Here is a 19,979-nt window from a genome sequence, read left to right as displayed (position 1 = left end):
TTAGTAGAGTGATGGAAGCGGCACTTCTTTGTCCACGAATTTGAACAATGCAGATGGCCGGTCTGAATAGCGCTGAGTCGTTTTTGGCAATCCCTTTTCAGTTAGTACTGGTTCAATAAAGCTTAGGTTTTTAATTTTTCTGGACCAGGCTGATTTACCTCTGATCGACGATTTGTCTGTAACAGTCAGTAAGACATTTTGCAGTTCAGAAGCGATAAATTCCTTTGGCAGAAATTCTTTAGCTAATGTAGTTTGAATCATTTCTCTTTTAATAATGTCAAAAGCATCTTTAATAATTTTCTCATGGTCAAATGCCAGATTCAGGGAATCAAGTTCTTCCATACTGAATAATTCAACCTCCTGGGCATCGTCATTTGCTTTTTTATTGTCCAGATACTGTTCCTTTACAATTGCGTAATGAGCATTGGAGATAATCCAGCCTCTTGGGTCCCTTCCTGGTTGATCGTATACCTGATAATGCTCTAAATGAATGTCTTTGACACTTGTTTCTTCCTCTAATTCCCTTACTGCTGCTTCAAAGGCTGTTTCATCAGGCTGCACAAATCCTCCAGGCAATGCCCACTTCCCGCCTTCTATGTTTGGGTTGCCTTCATGATCTTTTTTGTGCCGTTTTATAAGCATGAGCTTCAGTACGTTGTTGGGTATTTTGGATTGCGTGTTTTTTTCAGAAACAATCGTAAAAACAGCTATGTCAGAGGTATACCCGTCCGGTGTCACATACTTTCCGGAATCATAAATTTGCAGAAATTCTTCTTCCGATCGATTGGTCAACGCCTTCACCTATCCTTCCTATATTCTTTTAAAAGGTAAATTAAAGTATACCCTGAACTAATTAACGTATTGTTAATTAGTAACTTCCTATAGCTTACCTTATTTTTGTAATTCCGTCAATAAATTAGTTATCTAAATAATTCCTTTTCCAGACAGTCATGCAATTTACCTGCCAGCGTCACTTCCTTGAACTTAGTGAAACCAAGCTTTGTCCAAAACCTGACCCCCATCTTATTATCTTTATGAACGGCCAGACGGAGGCGGTCTTTACCCTCCTGCTTAATCAGTTGTTCAAGCTGGCGGTACACTTTAGCCGAAATGCCAGCTCCCTGATTATGCGAATGAATTACAAACAAACTGATCCAGGGCAGATGGTCAGAGGGATTTTCGAGACAATAATCGACGAGCCCTATGTATGTTTCATTCTGTTTAACCAATAGGCGGACAGTATTCAAGCGCTTCGATTCTTCATATTCATCCTGTACGTCCTGAAAATGGACTGTGGCTTTATTTCTAGACATCAAATTATAGGAGGGATTAGAATTCATAATGTCCATTTCAATCTTCCATTTATGTATGGTGTTTTCTTCAAAGCTGATCACGTGCATCCCACTCCATCTTCATCTCTCTCCACTCATTTTCCAATATGCTCATTTCCCACAAGCTCCAATATTCATCTCCCATTTTTCTTACATCTCTCAGCAATCCCTCTTTTTTAAATCCGGCTTTTTCGTAGCAGGTAATAGCAGACGTATTAAAATCAAAAACGCCAAGGCTCACTCTATGCAAATCGAGTTTATCAAATGCAATTTTGAGAATTTCAGTTATCATTTGCTGACCGATTCCTCTTCCTCTGACACTCTTATCTCCAAGCAACACTTTCCCAACACGGGCCGATTTATTTTCACGGTCAATTCTCCCTAATGAAATATGTCCAATGGCATTTCCCGTTTCCTCGTCCACAACCGTATAAATCCATGCTTTGGAATCGTACTCATTTGCCTCTTTCACATAATCATCCAGCTGCTGCTCATTTAATGGAAAACGAAATCCCGGGCCGCTCCACTGCATTAAAAAGGCGGGACTTTCAATCCAGCTAATTAGCTGCTGAAAATCGGAACGGTTAAAAAATCTTAATTCAATCATTACGGCACTCCCCCTCATTCCTCTTGTAAGCTTTGGCAATCTCATTTTATAAAGCGCTCTTGCAGGCTTCCACGATCTCTTCCTTTAATTGTTGAGCTTTTTTCTCGTTTTCTAAGGATTTTTCAACCTTTGCCCATCCCACGATGTATCTTAAATGCTCATCCTTCGTAAATAAATCTTTATTCATTGAATAAATCGGATTAAACCAATCTGTCCTTTTTAACAATTCAATGTTTCTGGACACTTTTTCATCGCTTGGATTTCCGCGAAAAAACATTACCATGGACATGCAAATATTTATAAATATTTCAAGAATCATTCGATACCCTCTCTTCTAAGCATCCATTCATAGTTAAATAATACCTTATTTAGGGAAGACTAAAAGCAAATTTTCAAGTTAAAATCTGACTTTACACATTGTACCTAAGCAGGTCTGGAGGATTTTCAAGTCATCACATTCTTCCACAGCCATATTCATATAGAATGGAAAATTCATCATTACTTTTTTGCCTCTTTTACTTATCTTGCATCTGCCGGTTCGTTTTTTACTGGAAATAGAGTATAATAAAAGGTACGTTTTTTTTGATTACTAAAGGTGGTAGGTATGCGATGAGTTTTCAATCTCAATCATTTACAAGCGGTATTGAAAAGCTGGAGCAAAAGCTTTTCCAGCAATTTATGCCGTCGAACCAGCAAGATGAACGCCTGATTCAGAAAGGGCTTTTCTTATATAGACAAGGCACCGTGTATGACGGCGGGTATGATCCGTCGATGAATATGCTGCGTGCTAAAGTACGGGATGTGTATCAGGTGAATGTCCGCATTTCGCTTGATCCCGAGAAATCGAGCTCCTGCAGCTGTCCGGAGGAAAATTGGTGCCGGCACCGCATGGCAGTGTTTTTTAAATTTTATCAGCAGACCTCAAGTGTCAGTCAATGGATTACAAAATGGAGAAATCAAAAGCCTGCCATGATCAAGATTGAAAAGTCTCCTCAGGCGTGGAAGCAGATTGTGAAGGAAGCAATCTCCACCATGAACTATTCACAGCTTCTTGAGCAGCCGTTTTTGTTTGATCATTACATTAAAAATGCACAGCTGACGATTCAAAAGAAAACGCCAATGGAAAAAGAATGGAAGCCGTTGTATGAGCTGCATTCTTCCTTTTGGCTGTTTATTTATGTTTCACGGGAAATTCATTCACATGATCCTTCCGTCTTATCAAATGAAAGTGTGATGGAAATACTGGGGATGATTCTGGAGGAAATGGAAGATGCGCTGTCAGATCTGGCGGTTTATGCCCGTCCTTTTGCCTTTGATCCGTTTTTGGAGGATTTGCGTACAGGATCTCATGAACTCCTTGAAGCGATCTCTTCTCCTGTTTCCTACTCGGTCTATTCATTGCTGTGGTTTCAGCTCTTCACTTCCAAAGCGTGGAGAGAAAAAGAGCTCGACCGCATTTCTGAGATTTCAGAAGAAAAAGATGAATTGTATTTTGCACGCACGGGCCTTGCCCTGCTGCTAATGAAAAATGAGGTATGGAAGGAGCAATTCCGCTTGTCCTCTCCTTCTGTCCTGCCTCATGCTGTGCGCTGGATGGAATGGATGATGTGGGATGACCGGATGGATGCAGCGGTGACGATTTTACAGGAGCTGCCGAAGAAAATTCCCGCTCATGTTGAAAAATTCGAGACCGAATCTGAGAAAAGATCATTTGCACATTGGCTCATCCGTAAGCTTGAAACAGGTAAGCTGCGTTTGCATACGGCGGATTCCACCATTGCAGTGTATGAATCCCTGCTTCCTTACAGTGCGCGTCACCTAGGTTCACTGCTGCTTGATGCAGCCCGTTACAAGGAATGGGTGGAGCTGGTGGACTGGATTGGGTTTACGCCGGAAGAACTGGAGCTTGCAGGATTTAAGCAGCTCATTACCAAGCGTCCGGATTTTGCTGTACCGCTGCTTCATCAGTGGGTTGAACAGCTGATTGCTGGACGGCAGCGGGAGACGTACCGAAAAGCGGTGAGCTATTTAAAGAAGCTTAAGAAAATTTATACACAAAGCAATCAAACGCAAAAATGGGAGCATTATTTTGATGCCATCCTGCTTCAACACAGGCGGCTTCGGGCTTTTCATGAAGAATGCAGAAGGGGGAAGTTGATTCATGTGGATGAGTGAATACAAAATGATCGACGTTCAAAAGCTTTCAAATGGTCATTTTTCCCTTCAGGTTATTAATCGAGACGGTGAGCTGCTGGAGCCTGATGCCTGGCAGCGTCATCTTCTTTTATGGCATAAAGAAAGCTATCACGGGACAATGGTGAAAACGCACGAGGATGCTTCCGATCACAGTGTGGTGCTCGACAGCTGGGCGGTTCTTACTCTTTTAGCACAGCCAAGCTTTCATGGGCGTATAAATTGGGATTTTTCTCCCTCAGCACAGTTTTTCTATGATGCTGCACCTCTTCTTTTTGAGTGGATTACAGAGGGCAAATGGTTAAATGAATGGCAGCCCCGTGATGCTGAAACGGAAGAATCGTTTTCAATGGTTCTTGGCGATGATTTTTGGGAAGAGTGGACGGATATGAGTGGTGAAGATTCCACTCCCATACAAGAAGAAGCAAAGGAACAGGTGAACGACTGGTATCAGCAGGCGATTACGTATTTTTTTGAGCATCACCACAGAAGCCAGGGACTTGCCAAACGTATATTCAATGAAAACCATGCCCTGACGCCTGAAGATCTGTCTATTTATTTTGATGAAGAAAAATGGGCCAATTGGGTGCAGGAAAAGGATCTCGTTTCCCCTTACCGTTTCGGCATACGATTTGAAGAGCCTATGTCAGAGGACGGTCTGTGGACCATGCAGCCATTCCTTCGTGATCAGCGGCGGGCTGACTGGACCTATGATTTAAACCTGGCACTCCCGCTTGAGCGTTCGCTTCCGGACCGGTGGAAGGGAGAAAAAGCTCAGATCGAGAAAGAATTGTCACGCTGGGTGCGCCTGATCCCTTATTTAAAAGATGAAGGTGTCTGGCAAACTGAAATGTCGGAAGAACGTGCGTGGCTGTTCCTAACAGAAGGCAGCCAAAAGCTTTTGGCGCTCGATGTGGAGATTCTTCTGCCATCATGGTGGAAATCTATTCAGCAGTCTAACGTAGCGCTTAAAGCCGCGGTTAAAGGCGACCACAGCTACCGCCCTTCTTTTGTCGGGCTCGATTCGCTTGTGGAATATGACTGGAAGGTTTCCATTAACGGCAGCGATATGACTGATGATGAATTTAATGATCTCGTGAATGAAAAAAGACGGTTTATCCAGATAAACGGCAATTGGATCGCACTGGATCCCGCGTTGATTATGCGTATTCAGCAAGCCATGGCCGATGCCAAAAAACGCGGCATACGGATGCGTGACCTGCTTGAGCAGGAACTCGATCAGGCAGCAGGACATGAAATAGAATCAGAAGAGGATGATCTCCGCATTCAGTATCAGCTTAACCGCTCGATGAAGGCGATGCTTGATACATTAAATGACGTTGGAAAAATCCCGCTCATTCCTGCTCCTGAAGAATTATTGGGAACGCTTCGCCCTTATCAGCAGCAAGGATACAGCTGGATGCATTTTCTTCGCACCAATCACTTTGGCGCGTGTCTGGCGGATGACATGGGGCTTGGGAAGACCATTCAGCTTATTTCATACATGCTGCACGTGAAAAAGACCGAAAAATTGGAGACACCGTTTTTAATTGTCTGTCCGACTTCTGTCCTTGGAAACTGGCAAAGAGAAATAGAACGGTTTGCTCCTTCTTTATCGCTTCATTTGCATTATGGACCAAGCCGGGCTAAAGGGGATAGCTTTACCTCTGCGATCGATAAGGCCGACGTTGTGCTGACCTCCTACGGGCTGTGTCATGCTGATCAGGAGGAGCTTACCTCTATCCGCTGGTCCTCTGTCGCGCTCGATGAAGCACAGAATATAAAGAATCCGCATACGAAGCAATCAAGAGCGATTCGTCAGCTTCAGGGGCTGCATCACATCGCGCTTACGGGTACTCCAATGGAAAACCGGCTTTCGGAGCTTTGGGCGATCTTTGATTTTATTAATCATGGCTACCTTGGCTCGCTCGCTTCTTTCCGTCACCACTATATCGTGCCGATTGAACGGGACAGCTCTGAGCTGCTTACTAAGAAGCTTCAAAGTAGAATCCGCCCGTTTCTGCTGCGCAGGACAAAGAATGATCCGGCAGTCGGCTTAAATCTTCCTGCGAAAATTGAGCAGAAAGAATTCTGCCCGCTGACCACTGAACAAGCCTCCCTTTATGAGCAGCTTGTAAAAGATACACTTGAAAAGCTTCCTACTTTAAGCGGCATTGAACGCAAGGGCATGGTGCTGCAAATGCTGAACCGGCTGAAGCAGCTGTGCGATCATCCTGCGCTATTTCTACGCGAAGCGGATCCTGAATATGTAACAGAGCGTTCTGAAAAAATGCTTAAGCTGATGGATCTTGTTGAGCAGATTATGGAAGCAGAAGAAGGCACTATTATTTTCACTCAGTACATTTCAATGGGCAATATGATCAAAGACGTACTTGAGAAAAAATATGGCGTTAATGTTCCTTTCTTAAATGGCTCAACGCCTAAAAATCGCCGGGATGAAATGGTTGAGCAGTTCCAAAACGGAACCTTCCCAATCTTTATTCTGTCATTAAAGGCTGGAGGGACCGGCTTAACGCTGACAGCTGCAAATCATGTGATTCACTACGACCGCTGGTGGAATCCAGCAGTGGAAAATCAAGCTACGGACCGGGCATACCGAATCGGGCAGACGCGTTTTGTTCATGTTCATAAATTTATTTCTTCTGGAACCGTAGAAGAAAAAATTGATCTGATGCTTGAGAAAAAACAATCCTTGAATGAGGAAATTATAAAAGGCGATCAGTGGATCACCGAGCTTTCAAATCAGGAGCTTGAGGATTTGCTGGTATTGTCCCCATAACGAGAGGAGCCCCAGTGAACAGCATCTGGGGCTTTTTTATTGCAGAGGAATGGATGGCACTCTGGGGAGGAGCTGCCAGTAATAGGGGCGTGCGGATGTGTGGCGGGGTATAGTATGTGTATAGGGTCTGTTGCGGGGATCGTTCAGGGATTATTGAAAGGTTTCTACATGAAGTGTTTGACTGGATGCAGGATAATGAGCTGGAGATTCAGCCGGTGAAAATGAGGAGCGTCTCGACTCTAGAAATCGGACGGATTCAGCAATGACCTCCGTGACATATTGTCTCGATCCTTCTTTTTCAAACGAACTGGTTTGAATTCTGCCTGTAACGCCGACAAGCGAGCCTTTTGAACAATATTTTGCCGTGGACTCAGCTGTTCGGTTCCAGATTGTACAGCGTACAAAGTCTGCTTCCTGTTCGCCCTGATTATTTTTAAATGGACGGTTTACGGCAATCTGGACGGATAAAACATATTTTCCGTTCTGTGTGGCTCTCAGGTCCGGATCCTTCGTTAATCGTCCGACAAGCGTTACATGATTTATCATTTTTTTCCTCCTTTCTTAAGGCTGAGATCATCATACTTCACGGTTTCTACGTTGTAAAATAGGGATTTGAGAGAATTCTCCCTGAAGATCGGAGTAAAAAAATCCTTTTTTTCTGACTATTTTAGGTCTTTTTACCTTAACGCTATGAGGAAAATGGAAAAGAATGCGTTTTAGCTTTTTTTCAGCCGCAGCCAATATGCTATAATAAAGCATATAAAAGTTAGAAGGAGGCTTTAGGATGAAGACGTTTAAGCTTGTAAATCTGAAGATTGCCGAGGAAGACTCGGTTCGTTCCTTTCACCTTTTTGACGGCTTAATTATCAACAAGGAAGATGATAAACAAACGTGGATCCTCGAAGCTTTTTTAGAAGACACCGAGCTCGATTATTTTAAGAATGCCCAGCAAAATCGAGAAGACTTAGAGGTTCTAGCTGTTATTTCAAGCGAAAAAAATGATCCTGCGTCTTTTTACGCCCACGTCCATAATGTGCGTCATATTGGAGATAAAATCAGTGTGCTTTTCACAGGAAACCTTCGTAATCAGCGAAACGAATACGCCGAGAATCTGCTTGATCATCTGGTCTCGAAGTCTGATTTAACCGGGAACGAACTGCTGCATGAGTTTCGTACACAGATGAAGGAACGACCAAGACTGAAAAAGAGCTGAACCAGATAATCCATTTCCGAGCATATGTATATCCTCATAGAAAAAAGGCCGGCAGATGCCGGCCTTTTGATCGTGATCCATTACTCGTCGCGGTTGTCGCGATCTTCACGGTCTTTCTTTTCTTCAATTGCGTCTTCTCTGTTTCCATCTTCGTCATCCACGATGCCATTATCATTTTCTTCAATGTTCTCGTTTAACGAATTCTGGTCTTTGTCTTCCATCATATCCATGTCTTCTGTTTCACGGTCAAGTACGTTGTTGGTTTCGTTTACCGCATCATCCATCATGGATTCGTTGGCATTGTCGTCACGTGCATTGTCGTCCATGTTACAGCCAACCATCAATGCTGCTGCAAGCAAAGAACCTGCAGTGATTTTAAGAAACTTATTCATGTGTGTCCCTCTCCTTTCAATTGGATTGATGACCAGGTGTCCGGTCTTCACGTAGTTTCTCCAGAGAAAGAGGGATTATGTATGTTTAACAGGACATAATAAAGACGAAAGCACCCGTCTTTCCTGACGCTTTCGTCCGTTTAAATTATTTTATTGCGAATGTGATTTCTGTTTCGCAGGCTACTTCGCCGTCAACTGTTGCCGTTGCTTTCCCTTTGCCAATCGGCCCTTTAAAGCGGACAATTTCCACTTCAAGACGCAGCTGATCCCCCGGTTTTACCTGACGTTTGAACCGGCAGTTATCAATACCGGCAAAAAAAGCCAGTTTCCCCTTATATTCTTCCTGCTTGAGCATCGCAACCGCGCCTGTCTGAGCAAGTGCTTCTACAATCAGTACGCCTGGCATAACCGGGTAATCCGGAAAATGACCATTGAAAAATTCTTCGTTCGCCGTTACATTCTTAATGCCTACAGCCCGCTTGCCTTCATCAATTTCAATGATTTTATCGATCAGTAAAAATGGATAGCGATGTGGAATAATTTCTTTGATTTGTTGTGTATTCAGCATGCCGTTTCCTCCTGATTAAAGCAGATTGTATTATTCAGTATCTTTTGTGACGATATCCATAATGTGCGTCCAGGTTTCTTTCTTAAGCGCATCCTGGGGGTTTCCGTCACCAATCACTCCGTAGCCGACCATAAGACCAAGCAGCAAGCATCCTGCAGCAAGGACCACTACAATGATTACACGGACAAAAATCGGCAATAGACGGACCTGTACCCATCTTGGCGTAGTGCCGCTGCTATTTTCTTTTTTCGCTGCCGCTTTCTCCTGCTTTGCTTTCACTTTTTCTTCTTTGGTTAGCCTGGGGGTCTTTTTCATTTTAAAATCTCCTTTAACGCATTCCGTTCACAAGACCTGACATCTGATCTGAAATCGAAATCGCTCTTGAATGAAACTGGTAATTTCTTTGTACCTCTATCAGGTCGGTAAAGGATTGAGAAAGGTCCACATTGGATTGCTCCAGCGCTCCCTGTTCAAGTCCAATCCCGCCGCGTAATGCTCCTTCAAGCTGGACCATGATTTCCCCCGGCTCCACGCCAAGTTCATCAAGATTGTCCGGCATACCCAGATAAACACTTGAGACGCGGTCCATCAGCTGCGGTCGCTGGAGATCAACAATTCCAAGCTCGACCAGCTGTTCAGTGCCGTTTGCATTCACAGCGAGTACACCGTTGTCTCTAAGCTGAATGTCATTTACAGGTCCATCCAATGTGATGATTTGATCGTTTTGATTAAGGATGGCATTTCCCTGTCCGTCCACAAGCATCACTTCGTCGTTGTTAATGGGGGAAAAGAAAAAATCGCCTTTACGGGTAAAGTTCTGCTCTGTGTTGCCCTCTGCATCCTGAACGAGTACCTTAAAATACTGGTTTTCCGTATTGAACGCAAAGTCCAGAGGGCGGTCGCTTCGCTGAAGACTGCCCTGCTGTCCGAGAAGCTGTGATTGAGCGATTCTTGCTCCATTCCCCATACGTACTCCAGGTGGTGTCAAACGTTCTGCTGTGTCGCCGCGCTGATTTTGCACCTGCTGTGTCAGCAAAGAATTAAAAGACGCGGTAGTCTGCTTGTAGCCGGTTGTAGAGGAATTGGCAATATTATTTGAAATCATGTCGAGCTGCTTTTGCAGCTGTCCCATTGTATTTGTGGCTGTTACCATTGTGCGGATCATAAAACATCCTCCTTCAAATGCATTTAGTTCACCCGTCCGACTTCATTTACCGCTTTTTCCATGCTGCGGTCATATGCCTGCAGGACCTTTTGGTTGGCTTCAAATGCCCGGTAGGACGTCATCATATCCGTCATCGTGCGGGCGCTGTCCACATTGGACCTTTCGAGAGAACCCTGCGAAACTGAAAAGGAGATTTCTTCACTATTATAGGCATTTTCAAGCACTGCGCCATCAGGTGCCCTTAAGAGACCGTTTCCTTCTTTAATCAGGTTCATCGGGTCTTCCGAATATGAGACACCGATTCTTGCCACGTTCTGTCCGTCTTGTGTCACCGCACCATTTTCCTGAATAGTGAACCGGTCGTTCTGCAATTCAATGCGGTTTCCCGCTTCATCAAGTACATAATACCCCTCAGAGGACGTTAAAAACCCTTGTCCATCAAGCGTAAAATTTCCGTTTCTGGTAAAACGGTCCGCTCCATCTTCATTTTCAAGGGCAAAAAAGATGGCTCCTGCTCTTCCAGTGTCTTCATTGATCGGCATATTCCCTTGAACAAGGGCCATGTCGGTTGATAAACCGGTCTCTCTAACATCTCCCTGTGTAAAATGCGGCATGGTCTCCTGCATATATACACCCGTGTTCAAAGCGCCGACGACTGGGCTGTTTGACAGAGTTCCTCCATTTTGGGATGGTATCTTTGATTCGCCAAGGCTTGATAGCAGCATGTCGGGAAAAGCTCTCATGGAGGATTGGTCCGCCTTGAAGCCGGGTGTATTCACATTGGACATATTATTGGTCAGCATTTCTGTTTTTCTTTGTTGTGCGATCATTCCGGTCGCAACTGTGTAAAATCCTCTAAACATTTCTTCACCTCTTGGATAGCTCACGTATTTTAGGACCTGCCTATTCGGGCTGATGGATATTTTTTCACTAATTCGTGCCTTTATTCTCACGAATCGCTCCACTGAAATCGCTAGTCGGGCACTGCAGCAAAGCCTCTTTGTTAAAAACGGCGGCTCTTTATGTATCGGTCATTTTACAGATTTGTTTAGATGGACGTGCTCGGGAAAAGCTTACGAGCCTATCCTATTATACCTTGGTTCTGTCGAAATGTGGATGGCTATTCGGGATGGTTTTTGTTTATCCGACATTAGATGGACAAACAAAAACCAGCCTTTTCGCTATCGTTTATCAGCCAATGCGGCGGTGAGGGATTTTGTCGATATTTTCAAGCATTACGCCTGTACCGATCGCCACACAATCCATTGGATTTTCTGCAACAAATACAGGAACTTTCAATTCTTCTGCAAGAAGCTGATCGATTCCGTGAAGAAGCGCTCCGCCTCCTGTCAGAATGACACCGCGGTCAATAATATCCGCTGACAGCTCAGGAGGTGTTTTTTCCAGCACGTTTTTCGCAGCCTGCACAATAACGGAGATGGATTCACGAAGTGCGCCTTCAACTTCGCTGGATGTAATCGTAATGGTGCGCGGCAGTCCGCTGACCATATCCCGTCCGCGAATCTCGAGTTCTTCATGACGCGAATCCGGAAAAACTGTAGCGATATTTACCTTAATATTTTCTGCAGTACGCTCACCAATAAGAAGCTTGTACTCTTTTTTTACATAGTTTAAGATGTCTGCGTCAAATTGATCGCCTGCCATTTTGATCGATGAAGAGGTGACAATGTCCCCCATTGAAAGGACAGCTACATCTGTTGTTCCGCCGCCGATATCTACGACCATATTGCCGCTGGGCTGAAAAATGTCCATTCCGGCGCCAATTGCAGCAACTTTTGGTTCTTCTTCAAGAAACACTTTTTTGCCGCCGCTTTTTTCTGCTGCTTCACGGATCGCTTTTTGTTCAACACTCGTGATATTTGTAGGGCAGCAGATTAAAATGCGCGGCTTAGATAAAAATCCTTTTACGTTCAGCTTGTTGATAAAATGCTTAAGCATCGCTTCTGTCACATCAAAATCTGCAATAACCCCATCTTTCAGCGGACGGATGGCAACGATGTTTCCAGGGGTTCTCCCTACCATATTGCGAGCCTCTTCACCTACAGCAAGCACGCGATTGGTATTTTTATCAATAGCTACAACAGACGGTTCATTTAATACAATTCCTTTTCCTTTAACATGAATCAGCAGGTTGGCTGTTCCGAGGTCAATCCCAATATCTTTAGCAAACATTTCTTGTCTTTTCTCCCTTCTACTTTACCCGTACACTTGTATCGATCTATTTTCCTAAGCGCTTTTGGATTCCGATCAGCTTTTTTATGTATGGAATGCGTGACCAGATAAGGCTCACCGCATTATTGCATGTAAGCATAGTCCAATAAGTATATATTACCACAACAAAGACAAGAGGTCATGAACCAAACAAATGTTTGATTCATAACCTCTTATCCCTTGTACTTTTGTTTTGTAGCTTGCCCGCCCCTAAGATGCCTTATCGATTTATGATAGTCGAGAATAATTTTTACTTCGTTGGCTAATGCCGGATTTAGCTCAGGCAGTCGCTCGGTCAGATCCTTGTGCACGGTGCTTTTAGATACACCAAAGGTTTTGGCAGTGACGCGTACGGTTTGTCTCGTCTCCACTATATGCTTTCCAACCAAGAGCGTTCTCTCCCTGATGTAGTCGTGCACTGCTCCGGCCTCCCACAGGGGATCAATCCAGGGGAGTGACCCCCTCCATTTGTCCCATTATATGCAGGGTGGTGGCACAGGTATGCTTGATTTTTTCAGGTAATTTAAATCGTTTTCAAATAAAATCCGGATCACTTTTCGGATGAGCAAAAAGACCGCATAATCCTTTAGGATTACACGGTCCTGCTGTGATTTATTCTGCAAATGAAACCGGATTTACTGCTACACCATCTTTGTATACTTCAAAGTGAAGATGTGTGCCAGCTTCTGTGTTTAATTCACTAACACCGGCTTTAGCAATTGGCTGAGCCTGTTTTACCTGATCTCCAACTTGTACAGAGATGTCTTTAATTGCACTGTACTTTGTTACAAGACCATCAGCATGCTCGATTTCCACCAAATTGCCGACAAATGGATCTTCCTGTACCAATGTAACTTCTCCGCTTGAAGCAGCCGTTACATCAAATTCTTTTCCATCCTGAACAATATCAATTCCCAGGTTGGTTGAGTAGCTTTGATTCACAACAACAAGTGATTCCTGCTGTTCCTCGGCAGATGCATCCTGATCATAAAAAGAACGATGAATTGTGATTGCAGATGGATCTACGACCGGCATTGCCATTTTTTCCGTTGGCTGATTAACTTCTGTTACTTCACCGTCTGATTCCTGAACCCAGTCAGTACGGTTCTGGTTTGTTGAAAATTCCTCTGTGACTGTTGCTACTTCTTTATCACCAGGACTTTGCAGCACAAAAACGGTGGACACTACAACTGCTGCACATGCCAGATATAAGACAGGCAGCGACCAGCGCTTTTTCATAAAACCTTTCAAGTTTGATTTTAGGGTAGAATTGTTTTTGTCTCCCTGACTCATTTTCATCACCTCAGCAACCATTTTGAACGGTTAAAGGAAATTCTATACATTGTCACAAAATTTTTCTTAAAAAAGTGCATCCCCGTGATACAATCCACTAGAATAACTTTCGTTGAGAGGATAAGCTGCATGAAAAAATGGGTGAAGATTTTTTTTACTGCTCTGCCTTTTCTATATATGAGTTTGATCTGGTTCCTATCGGACCGGCCTTCGGATACGGTTCTTGCCTTACAGAATGAATCGCTTGATTTATTTATAAAAGAATCTCTGCACTTAGTGGAATTCGGGATTCTCCATTTTCTCTTTATTGCCGCTTTGCTCGCCCATGGAAAACTGACCACTGCCACACACACTGCTGCAGCCGTTTTTGCCGCTTTTTACGGCCTCCTGGATGAAATCCATCAGGCATTCGTTCCATCGCGCTCAGCGACGGTGATAGACGCGATTAAAGACTTGATTGGGGTTATCATCGTATATGTAGTGATACAGCGCGCTTATTTTGTACAGAAGAATGGATGGGTGGCAAAAAGGCTTCAAAGGTTTGAAATGTGGTTTAAAGCAAATTAAAAAGATCAAGCATTAGGCGCTTGATCTTTTTTTATTACCTCTGTGCAAGCAAGGAGGGAAGGACCGTTTCAACAGACGCAATTTCCACTCCTTTAAAATAGTGAGTCACGATCTCTCCGTACGTTTTTCCTTCCTTCGCCATGCCGTTGGCCCCATACTGGCTCATTCCTACCCCGTGGCCATAGCCTTTTGTTTGAATAATAATAGAGTCCCCTTGCTGCGTCCAATGAAAATCAGTCGATCTTAGACCGAGCTTTTCACGAATATCTCTGCCGGTAAAGGTCTGCCCTGCAATGTCCACCGTTTTCACACGATGTCCTGGCGTCCGTTCCATTACCGTCCCGATTTCTCCCTTGCTTAGCGTAATCCCAAGTTTCTCTTCAAATTCACTTACTGGAATGGTGACTTCATGTAAAAATTCAGGTGCCACCGATTCATCCCAGCTGCTTTCAACTGATTGCAAATAAGGAATGTCTTCTGTCCAGTAGTCTTTAGCATTTTCAGTCCAGCCATTGCTGGTAGAGAAGAAGGACGCTGTAATCGGCTTGCCGTCATAGGTCAGTACTTCTCCTTTTGTCGCTGAGACTGCTTCAGCAATCTTTTCTTTTTTCCATTCAAACTCATCCGACCAGAGACTTTTAAGTTCTTTATCATTTTTAAATACTTGATGAGCGGTTGTATCAGTGATGTCTGCTTTTTCCGGCAACCCTTCTGCACCGCCAGCTGCGATCAGGCGTGTTACATAGGTTCTTGCAGCGAGCGCTTGTGCTTTCAACGCCTCTTCTTCAAAGGAAGCTGGCATTTCGCTTGCCACCACTCCTGCTACATACGTTTCAAGCTCGAACTCTTCTACTGTTCCTGACTGATCTCTGAAAACAGAAACGGTCAGCTCAGAGGAAACTGGAGCATTTTCATCTACCTTCACTTTCGCATCCTCCGTTTGTTCACTTGTTTTTTGTTCCTTCGACGAAAATGGGAGAAGGATTACAGCTGGGATAAGTAGCAGGATGATCATGTACGAAATTGGTATGATCCATAGCGGCTTCTGTTTCTTCAAATAACTCCCTCCTTGACATTTCTTACTCATGAAAATCTATGCGTACGGGAAAATTATAGAACACGAGACAAGCAGTCAAATAGAAAGGAATAATTATTGACTATTATTAGACTGCAAGCGGAAAAAATAATAGGCTTTTAAACTAAAAAGCAGTATACACACGATGATCCGTGTATATACTGCTAATAAGATTACAAGTATAATTGAGCATGTTATGAAAGAATAAAATAAGTTCTTATGCCCGAACTGCTTCTTCTTCTTTTACTTGCACTTCTTCATTGATGCGTTCTACATCTGCACCAAGCGAGACAAGTTTTTCATGGAAATTAACATATCCACGGTCTAAATGCTTTAATTCTGTTACCTGTGTATAACCGTCAGAAACAAGACCAGCCAGAATGAGCGCAGCACCTGCACGTAAATCCGTTGCAGCTACTTCAGCTCCCTGAAGATCGCTAGGTCCTTTCATAATGACAGAACGTCCTTCGATTTTAACATTTGCATTCATGCGTCGGAATTCTTCCACGTGCATAAAGCGATTTTCAAATACGGTTTCTGTAATCATCCCTGTACCCTGAGCGCGAAGCATAAGAGCCATCATTTGGGACTGCATATCCGTTGGGAATCCTGGATGCGGCATCGTTTTAATATCTACTGATCTTAAATTGGGCTGTCCAATTACACGAAGGCCTTCATCCTCTTCTTCAACCGATACACCCATCTCTTTGAGTTTAGCTGTAACTGATGCAAGATGTTCAGGTACCGCGTTTTCGATCAGAACATTGCCGTTTGTAATAGCCGCAGCAATCATAAATGTCCCTGCTTCAATACGGTCAGGAATGATATTGTGTACAGCTCCCGTCAGGTGGCTTACCCCTTCAATGCGGATCGTATCTGTACCTGCGCCTTTAATTTTCGCACCCATTTTGTTCATGTAGTTGGCCATATCAACAATTTCCGGTTCTTTCGCACAATTTTCAATTGTCGTTGTGCCTTCAGCCAGCGTTGCAGCTGCCATAATGTTTTCAGTTGCGCCTACACTTGGAAAATCAAGATATATTTTAGCTCCCTGCAGACGTCCGTCTACCTTTGCTTCAATAAATCCATTTCCAACTGTAACCTGAGCGCCCATCGCTTCAAAGCCTTTTAGATGAAGATCGATAGGACGAGAGCCAATTGCACAGCCTCCAGGAAGCGCTACACGAGCGTGGCCGTTACGTGCTAATAGTGGGCCCATTACCTGAACGGATGCACGCATTTTACGAACATATTCGAAAGGCGCCTCTACTTCAAGCTGCTCCTGAGCATCCACAATAATTTTGTTTTCATCTGCAGAGTACTCCACGTCCGCATTTAAGTAACGCAAAACCTCATTGATCGTATTTACATCCGACAAAGCCGGTACATCTAAAAGTGTGCTTTTTCCTTCGCTTGCAAGTAAAGCTGCTGCGAGAATAGGAAGGACTGCATTTTTCGCTCCTTCTACTTTAACTGTTCCTTGCAGCGCATTTCCGCCGCGTACGATAATTTTATCCAATTGATTTCCCCTCCGCGTCTTAATTCTATACTACTATTCATATTCAACATTAGCGGCTAAAGTGAAAATTGGTCGTCTTTTCCTTGTAGCCTGTCATTTTCTATTGGCAAGGTTGCAAGCAATCAATACATTTCATATACAAGTTATCTTGTAGTTTATAAAACTAAAACATCACAAATCATATCACTTTGAAACTCTTTAACACAAGAGAAAAAAGTCACGTCTTGCCTGAATACGTCGAAAATGACTGTCGAATTTTCCCCGGGTTGTTTTATCCGCCCCGGCTAAAAGCTCTCCACATCAATGCAATTCATGAAATCTCTTATATATAGAGAGCTTCAATATCTGATGAATTTTGTAATGACCCAATGGTTGAGTATTCCACCCATAGATAAAAATAAACCATTAAAGCATAATTTAATAGTGCAAAACAACACTTTTTACGAAAAATATTATAATAATAAAATGAAAGAGCTTTCATTGTTCACAATTTACCTCTTACCACATATAAGGAAGCTGTTGTGCCCAGGTAGAGTACGAAAGAAAAAAATCTGCTACGCTAGAACCGATTGCTACACTGAGCAAAATAAGCAAAACCCTGGCCTGCATGACTTTATTGACCCTGAGTGCCTTGTCAATTTGAAGCGCCTGCAGTGACCAAAAAGCTAATGCAATAAAGGTCAAATGAATAATCATGCTCACTAATGCCTGCTGTCCAAAAACATCCACTGGAATTTCCCCCTGTCACAAATTTCATCGATACATGATGCCTTCTCCTTCTTTTGACTTGTTTAAAAGGTGAGGGCAAATGTCCCTGATCAAAATAAAATACCGGCTCCATCCGAAAAGCCCATTGGCTGAATCCGGAATAAAGAGCCGGTATTGGAATGCTGCTTGACTTGCAACTGGAAGTGGTTCTTCTTATTGGGAAGATCCAACTCTCTTTTAACTTTTTTTACCGATCATGCTGGTGTACTTCAATTCGGTTCATCGCACGACGAAGTGCTAATTCAGCCCGTTTGAAGTCAATGTTATCCTGGTTTGCTTGAAGGTTTTTCTCAGCACGCTGCTTCGCTTCCTTCGCGCGTTCAACGTCAATCTGGTCTGCCGGCTCTGCAGCTTGAGCAAGGATGGTTACCTGCTCAGGACGAACTTCAAGGAAGCCGCCTGTTACAGCTACATAATCGATGTGTCCTTCTCGTTTCAGTCGGACAGCACCAATTTCAAGCGGAGCCACCATTGGGATGTGCCCTGGTAAAATGCCAAGTTCACCGCTTTGAGCTTTTGTGCTTACCATTTCCACATCAGACTCGTACACAGGGCCATCGGGAGTGACAATACTGACTTTAACGGTCTTCATTTTTTCCCCTCCTGGTCCCTAATTATACCTCTACGCCCATTTTCTTCGCAGCTTCGATAACCTCTTCAATGCGTCCCACCAAACGGAATGCATCTTCAGGAAGGTGATCATATTTACCGTCAAGAATGGCTCTAAAACCAGAAATTGTTTCAGCTACCGGTACATAAGAACCTTTTTGACCTGTAAATTGTTCTGCTACGTGGAAGTTTTGAGATAAGAAGAATTGAATCCGGCGTGCACGGGACACGATCTGTTTGTCTTCATCTTGAAGCTCATCCATTCCAAGGATTGCAATGATATCCTGAAGCTCTTTATAGCGCTGAAGTGTCTGCTGCACTTCACGCGCAATTGCGTAATGCTCTTCTCCAACGATTTCAGGTGACAATGCACGTGAAGTCGAAGCAAGTGGATCCACCGCAGGATAAATACCCATCTCTGAAAGCTTACGCTCAAGGTTTGTCGTAGCATCCAAGTGGGCAAATGTTGTGGCAGGAGCCGGATCTGTATAGTCATCGGCTGGTACATAGATCGCTTGAATCGACGTAACAGAACCGACGTTTGTAGATGTGATGCGCTCTTGCAGCTGACCCATTTCTGTAGCAAGTGTCGGCTGGTAACCAACGGCTGAAGGCATACGTCCAAGAAGTGCGGATACCTCAGAACCTGCTTGAGTGAAGCGGAAGATATTATCGATGAAAAGAAGAACGTCCTGTCCTTGCTCATCACGGAAATACTCAGCCATTGTCAGTCCGGAAAGGGCAACACGCATACGTGCACCAGGCGGCTCATTCATCTGGCCAAATACCATGGCTGTCTTTTTAATAACGCCTGAATCCGTCATCTCATGGAAAAGGTCATTTCCTTCACGTGTACGCTCTCCAACACCGGCGAAAACAGAGATCCCGCCGTGCTCTTGAGCGATGTTGTTGATCAATTCCTGAATCAGTACGGTTTTTCCAACACCGGCTCCTCCGAAGAGACCGATCTTACCACCCTTGATATATGGAGCCAGAAGGTCTACAACCTTGATTCCTGTCTCAAGAATTTCTGTATCAGTTGAAAGCTGTTCAAATGTTGGTGCTAAACGGTGAATCGGGTCGCGACGGGTAGTCGGCGCCAATTCCTCCGCTAAGTCGATCGCTTCTCCAAGAACGTTGAAAACACGTCCAAGTGTTACATCTCCTACCGGTACAGAGATAGGTGAACCAAGGTCAGTAACCTCAGCTCCACGTGTTACTCCGTCTGTAGAGGACATCGCAATCGTACGAACTGCGTCATCGCCAAGGTGAAGCGCAACTTCTAACGTAAGCGTCACATCGCCTTTGACACCGACAGGTACCGTTAAAGCGTTAAAAATATCAGGCAGCTGGCCGTTATCGAACTTTACATCGATAACCGGACCCATTACCTTTTGAACGCGTCCTTTATTCATGTTTTTCCCTCCTAGCTTGCTATTTCAATAACGTATGGTTAAACGGAGGCGGGGATTGTACCTCAGGCCGAAAGTCATAACGTCCATGTGAACAAACTGCGTTCACACGGCCTTCATGCCTTACGCTTGTCGGGGCTGATCGGCCGCCTTCGCTTTTCTATTGTCCAGCTCCGGCGGCCAACCCCTCGAGGTCGTAAGTCATGATGTCCATGTGAACAAACTGCGTTCACAC

At 44.0% G+C, this 19,979-nt stretch carries 22 protein-coding genes; 4 read left to right on the top strand and 18 right to left on the bottom strand.

What is annotated here, in order from left to right; genetic code table 11:
* From P6709_RS05625 to P6709_RS05610, 4 genes are all read right to left on the bottom strand, one after another.
* Positions 1–792: an NUDIX hydrolase gene (locus P6709_RS05625; RefSeq protein ID WP_278239921.1), complete on the bottom strand. Its 792-nt coding sequence runs from the start codon at positions 790–792 to the stop codon at positions 1–3.
* A 128-nt stretch (positions 793–920) separates the two neighbouring features.
* Positions 921–1,400: a GNAT family N-acetyltransferase gene (locus tag P6709_RS05620; protein WP_278239920.1), complete on the bottom strand. Its 480-nt coding sequence runs from the start codon at positions 1,398–1,400 to the stop codon at positions 921–923.
* Positions 1,381–1,938: a GNAT family N-acetyltransferase gene (locus P6709_RS05615; protein WP_278239919.1), complete on the bottom strand. Its 558-nt coding sequence runs from the start codon at positions 1,936–1,938 to the stop codon at positions 1,381–1,383. Before P6709_RS05615 ends, P6709_RS05620 begins: the two co-directional genes overlap by 20 nt.
* Before the next feature lie 46 nt (positions 1,939–1,984).
* A complete protein-coding gene (locus P6709_RS05610; RefSeq protein WP_278239918.1) occupies positions 1,985–2,257 on the bottom strand; it encodes a hypothetical protein in 273 nt (90 codons plus the stop codon).
* Positions 2,258–2,547: 290 nt separating this feature from the next.
* Here P6709_RS05610 and P6709_RS05605 point away from each other — a divergent pair, with 290 nt between their 5' ends.
* Together P6709_RS05605 and P6709_RS05600 are read left to right on the top strand one after the other, a co-directional pair.
* A complete protein-coding gene (locus P6709_RS05605) occupies positions 2,548–4,113 on the top strand; it encodes an SWIM zinc finger family protein (RefSeq protein WP_278239917.1) in 1,566 nt (521 codons plus the stop codon).
* Entirely contained in the window at positions 4,100–6,931 is a 2,832-nt protein-coding gene (locus tag P6709_RS05600; RefSeq protein ID WP_278239916.1) for a DEAD/DEAH box helicase, read from the top strand. The genes P6709_RS05605 and P6709_RS05600 overlap by 14 nt, the downstream gene beginning before the upstream one ends.
* A gap of 150 nt (positions 6,932–7,081) precedes the next feature.
* Here P6709_RS05600 and P6709_RS05595 read toward each other — a convergent pair whose 3' ends face one another.
* The gene (locus P6709_RS05595) at positions 7,082–7,477 is read right to left on the bottom strand and encodes a single-stranded DNA-binding protein (protein WP_336618986.1); all 396 of its coding nucleotides are present in this window, start codon (positions 7,475–7,477) and stop codon (positions 7,082–7,084) included.
* 238 nt (positions 7,478–7,715) lie between these two features.
* Here P6709_RS05595 and P6709_RS05590 point away from each other — a divergent pair, with 238 nt between their 5' ends.
* Positions 7,716–8,144, top strand: coding sequence for a YwpF family protein (locus P6709_RS05590; RefSeq protein WP_278239915.1), 429 nt, complete (start codon positions 7,716–7,718; stop codon positions 8,142–8,144).
* 80 nt (positions 8,145–8,224) lie between these two features.
* Here P6709_RS05590 and P6709_RS05585 read toward each other — a convergent pair whose 3' ends face one another.
* The 8 genes from P6709_RS05585 to P6709_RS05550 form a co-directional block, all read right to left on the bottom strand.
* Entirely contained in the window at positions 8,225–8,536 is a 312-nt protein-coding gene (locus P6709_RS05585) for a hypothetical protein (RefSeq protein WP_278239914.1), read from the bottom strand.
* A gap of 145 nt (positions 8,537–8,681) precedes the next feature.
* Positions 8,682–9,104 carry a 3-hydroxyacyl-ACP dehydratase FabZ gene (fabZ, locus tag P6709_RS05580; protein ID WP_278239913.1) on the bottom strand — a complete coding sequence of 141 codons (423 nt, stop codon included), beginning with the start codon at positions 9,102–9,104 and terminating at the stop codon, positions 8,682–8,684.
* 30 nt (positions 9,105–9,134) lie between these two features.
* A complete protein-coding gene (locus P6709_RS05575; RefSeq protein ID WP_278239912.1) occupies positions 9,135–9,419 on the bottom strand; it encodes a DNA-directed RNA polymerase subunit beta in 285 nt (94 codons plus the stop codon).
* A 13-nt stretch (positions 9,420–9,432) separates the two neighbouring features.
* Positions 9,433–10,269: a flagellar hook-basal body protein gene (locus tag P6709_RS05570; RefSeq protein WP_278239911.1), complete on the bottom strand. Its 837-nt coding sequence runs from the start codon at positions 10,267–10,269 to the stop codon at positions 9,433–9,435.
* A gap of 23 nt (positions 10,270–10,292) precedes the next feature.
* Positions 10,293–11,132, bottom strand: a complete 840-nt coding sequence (locus tag P6709_RS05565; protein ID WP_278239910.1) for a flagellar hook-basal body protein — start codon at positions 11,130–11,132, stop codon at positions 10,293–10,295.
* 328 nt (positions 11,133–11,460) lie between these two features.
* Positions 11,461–12,462 (bottom strand): rod shape-determining protein, encoded by a 1,002-nt coding sequence (locus tag P6709_RS05560; RefSeq protein ID WP_278239909.1) that lies wholly within the window; start codon positions 12,460–12,462, stop codon positions 11,461–11,463.
* A gap of 212 nt (positions 12,463–12,674) precedes the next feature.
* The gene (spoIIID, locus tag P6709_RS05555; protein WP_278239908.1) at positions 12,675–12,920 is read right to left on the bottom strand and encodes a sporulation transcriptional regulator SpoIIID; all 246 of its coding nucleotides are present in this window, start codon (positions 12,918–12,920) and stop codon (positions 12,675–12,677) included.
* Between the two features lie 193 nt (positions 12,921–13,113).
* Positions 13,114–13,794 carry a M23 family metallopeptidase gene (locus P6709_RS05550; RefSeq protein WP_278239907.1) on the bottom strand — a complete coding sequence of 227 codons (681 nt, stop codon included), beginning with the start codon at positions 13,792–13,794 and terminating at the stop codon, positions 13,114–13,116.
* A 129-nt stretch (positions 13,795–13,923) separates the two neighbouring features.
* Between P6709_RS05550 and P6709_RS05545 the strand changes: the two genes are divergently transcribed.
* Positions 13,924–14,361, top strand: a complete 438-nt coding sequence (locus P6709_RS05545) for a VanZ family protein (RefSeq protein WP_278239906.1) — start codon at positions 13,924–13,926, stop codon at positions 14,359–14,361.
* A gap of 34 nt (positions 14,362–14,395) precedes the next feature.
* Here the strand turns inward: P6709_RS05545 and spoIID are convergent, their stop codons facing one another.
* The 5 genes from spoIID to atpD form a co-directional block, all read right to left on the bottom strand.
* Entirely contained in the window at positions 14,396–15,418 is a 1,023-nt protein-coding gene (spoIID, locus tag P6709_RS05540) for a stage II sporulation protein D (protein WP_278239905.1), read from the bottom strand.
* Between the two features lie 235 nt (positions 15,419–15,653).
* Positions 15,654–16,955, bottom strand: coding sequence for a UDP-N-acetylglucosamine 1-carboxyvinyltransferase (murA, locus tag P6709_RS05535; RefSeq protein ID WP_278239904.1), 1,302 nt, complete (start codon positions 16,953–16,955; stop codon positions 15,654–15,656).
* Between the two features lie 498 nt (positions 16,956–17,453).
* Complete coding sequence (locus P6709_RS05530) at positions 17,454–17,684, bottom strand: DUF1146 family protein (RefSeq protein WP_442905305.1); 231 nt, start codon at positions 17,682–17,684, stop codon at positions 17,454–17,456.
* A gap of 226 nt (positions 17,685–17,910) precedes the next feature.
* The gene (locus tag P6709_RS05525; protein ID WP_278239903.1) at positions 17,911–18,315 is read right to left on the bottom strand and encodes a F0F1 ATP synthase subunit epsilon; all 405 of its coding nucleotides are present in this window, start codon (positions 18,313–18,315) and stop codon (positions 17,911–17,913) included.
* A gap of 22 nt (positions 18,316–18,337) precedes the next feature.
* A complete protein-coding gene (atpD, locus tag P6709_RS05520; RefSeq protein WP_278239902.1) occupies positions 18,338–19,747 on the bottom strand; it encodes a F0F1 ATP synthase subunit beta in 1,410 nt (469 codons plus the stop codon).
* Positions 19,748–19,979 lie beyond the last annotated feature (232 nt).

Origin of the sequence: Jeotgalibacillus sp. ET6 (assembly GCF_029667115.1) — a bacterium.
In the GTDB taxonomy this organism is placed as follows: domain Bacteria; phylum Bacillota; class Bacilli; order Bacillales; family Jeotgalibacillaceae; genus Jeotgalibacillus.
The sequence above is the reverse complement of the archived record's forward strand: the minus strand, read 5'-3'. Positions and strand labels throughout refer to the sequence as shown.